The following is a 2,928-nucleotide window of genomic DNA, read 5'->3' as shown; positions in this document are numbered from 1 at the left end:
GTCGTCGGCGCGGTACTGGCTGCGGCGCGGGTCGGCCCCGTCCGGCCGCATGCCGATGCGGCCGCGGCTGACATAGGCGTAGAGCGTCTGCGGCCGGACGTTGAGCCGCGCCAGCGCCTCCTCCCGCGTCAGCCATTCGGACATATCGCTCCGCGCCTATATTGATTCAGTTGATCAAGATTGATGCATTGATTGCGCAGCATTAATTGCAATGCACAAAAGGTCAAGGAGACAGTCATGGCGAACGGGCTCGATGATGTTGTGGCGGCGGACACGGTTCTTTCTGATGTCGACGGCGCCGGCGGACATCTCACCATCCGAGGCCACTCGCTGACGGAGCTGGCCGGTCGCTGGCGCTTCGGCCAGGTGGTCCGGCTGCTGTTCGACGGCTTTTTCGACCGGCTTCCCGGCGACAACGAACTGGAGAAGGCGATCGGCAAAGCGCGCGTCGAGGTTTTCGAACGGCTGCAGCCGATGCTTGGCCAGCTCGCGCCGCTCGACATCTACAGCGCCATGCGCGCCGGCATCGCCCTGCTGCCGGATGGCGAGGAGCTTGCCGATGCGCTCAGGCTGGCCGCGGCGCCGGCGGTGCTGACGCCGGCCCTGATGCGGATCGCACGCGGGGAGAAACCAATCGCTCCGGACGGACGTGCCGATCATGCCGCCGATATGCTGCGGATGCTCGGCGGCGGCGCATCGCCGGCGCTCGCCAAGGCGCTCGACACCTATCTGGTGACGGTCTGCGACCATGGGCTCAATGCCTCGACCTTCGCGACGCGGGTGGTGGCGTCGACGCAGGCGGGGTTGACCTCGGCGATCCTCGCCGGGCTCGGCGCGCTCAAGGGTCCGCTGCATGGCGGCGCGCCGGGACCGGTGATCGAGATGCTCGATGCGATCGAGGCGAGCGGCGACGCCGCAGCCTGGCTGCGCGGCGAGATCGCGCGCGGCGGGCGCATCATGGGCTTCGGCCATCGCATCTACCGCGTGCGCGATCCGCGCGCCGACGTGCTGAAGGCGGTCGTGCGGCAACTCGGCGCCCGCGACAGCCGGGAGACGGGCAGCCGGCTGGCCTTCGCCGAAACGGTGGAGCAGGTGGCGCTCGACGTGCTCAAGGTCGCAAAGCCGCAGCGCTCGATCCAGACCAATGTCGAATTCTATACGGCGCTGCTGCTCGAAGCCGCCGGCTTCCCGAAGGAGGCGTTCTCCAACGTCTTTGCCGCCGGCCGCGTCGCCGGCTGGATTGCGCACGCACGCGAGCAGCAGGCGACCGGCCGGCTCATCCGCCCGCAGTCGCGCTATGTCGGGCCGGTGCCGGATCTGGTGGCTTGAACCTGGTTCCTCGCCCCACTTCGACTGCGGCATGCACACATTTCCAAGCGGCTGGTCTTAGGCGATAGCGTGCATGGCAGCTTGGCGCATGCATAGTCTTATGCTGCGCTGGTCGACCCCCACTCCGTCTCGGCCACGCCGAGCCACCTCTCCCCCGATCGACGGGGTAGAGGAAAGGCGCCAAGCTTTTTGCCGTCGACGCTCGTCCAGCAACGCTCCCTTCCTTTCCCTCCGGAGGGGGAAAGGTGGCGCTGCGAAGCAGCGACGGATTGGGGGAACCACGTGGCAATCAAGCCTCGGCCTTATCAGTCACGCCAGTCACAGAAGTTGTGTGCATCCCCGGCCACTTTCGTGGGGCGAGGAAAGAGTCCCATGGACATAATTTCATCCGGTCACGCTTGTGTGTTCGTGTTCTTGCCTTGGTTCGTCCTTATATGCTGCACTGCAACATAAGCTGATAGCAGCGGCTCCGCCCAAATGACGCAAGGGCAGCCCACAGCGTCGAGACAAGGAACGGCATGGCGAAGAACGGCAAGGCGGAGGACAAGAAGAAGATCAACATCGCTCTCCAGGGCGGCGGCTCGCACGGCGCCTTCTCCTGGGGCGTGCTCGACCGGCTGCTCGAGGATGGCAGGCTGGAAATCGCGGCCGTGTCGGGTACCAGCGCCGGCGCCATGAACGCGGTGGCGCTGGCCGATGGGTTCGTGCGCGGCGGCGTCGAGGGCGCGCGCAAGAAGCTCGACGATTTCTGGCGCGCCGTGGCCTCGAAGGGCCGCTTCAGCCCGGTGCAGCGCATGCCGTGGGATGTCGTGTGGGGCAACTGGTCGATCGAGAACACGCCGGGCTACCTCTTCTTCGACACCATGTCGCGGGTGTTTTCGCCTTACGTCGCCAACCCGCTCGGCCTCAACCCGCTGCGCGACGTGGTCGAGAAGGAGATCGACTTCCGCAATGTGCGCGCCTGCAAGTCGATGGAACTCTTCATCTCGGCGACCAATGTCGAGACCGGGCAGCTGCGCGTCTTCTCCGACGGCGAGATCGACCTCGACACGGTGATGGCCTCGGCCTGCCTGCCGCAGTTGTTCCGTGCCGTCGAGATCAAGGGCGTGCCCTACTGGGATGGCGGCTATGGCGGCAATCCGGCGCTCTATCCCTTCTTCAAGACGGCGGCGACCGAGGACGTGCTCCTAGTGCAGATCAACCCGGTGGTGCGCGAAGGCACGCCGAAAAGCGCCAACGAGATCCAGAACCGCATCGACGAGATCACCTTCAACGCCGGACTCTTGCGCGAATTCCGCTCGATCGCCTTCGTCAAGGAACTGATAGCGGCCGGCCGCCTGCCGCATGGCGAATACCGCGATATCCGCATGCACCGTATCGATGCCGACGAGGCGTTCAAGGATCTCTCGGCCTCGTCGAAGGTCAATGCAGAATGGGCCTTCCTCGCCTATCTGCGCGACCTTGGCCGAAATGCGGCCAGTGACTGGCTGGAGGAGAACTACGATGCCGTCGGCAGCCAAGCGACGCTCGACCTGTCGGGCGAGCTCGACGACGGCTTCAAGCCGGTGCATGGTCCGGCGCCGGGCCGGCGGGTCAAGG

General features: G+C 65.8%; 2 protein-coding genes and 1 pseudogene. 2 read left to right on the top strand and 1 reads right to left on the bottom strand.

Features of this window, described 5'->3' with window-relative positions:
• Positions 1-144, bottom strand: a pseudogene (locus tag EOA29_RS43385) (citrate synthase); the annotation flags it as partial.
• 93 nt (positions 145-237) lie between these two features.
• Between EOA29_RS43385 and EOA29_RS31300 the strand changes: the two are divergent.
• On the top strand, positions 238-1,329 hold the full coding sequence (locus EOA29_RS31300) for a citrate synthase/methylcitrate synthase (protein ID WP_126091479.1): 1,092 nt from the start codon (positions 238-240) through the stop codon (positions 1,327-1,329).
• 518 nt (positions 1,330-1,847) lie between these two features.
• Positions 1,848-2,928, top strand: a 1,081-nt coding sequence (locus EOA29_RS31295) for a patatin-like phospholipase family protein (RefSeq protein ID WP_145969901.1), incomplete at its 3' end; no start/stop codon positions are given.

Source organism: Mesorhizobium sp. M1E.F.Ca.ET.063.01.1.1 (genome assembly GCF_003998155.1).
Lineage (GTDB): Bacteria > Pseudomonadota > Alphaproteobacteria > Rhizobiales > Rhizobiaceae > Mesorhizobium.
This window is presented reverse-complemented; position numbering and strand designations above follow the sequence as displayed.

What these genes read in the sequence shown, in the direction of transcription:
- EOA29_RS31300 (WP_126091479.1), top strand. Translation starts at nt 238, where the DNA reads ATGGCGAACGGGCTCGATGATGTTGTGGCGGCGGACACGGTTCTTTCT.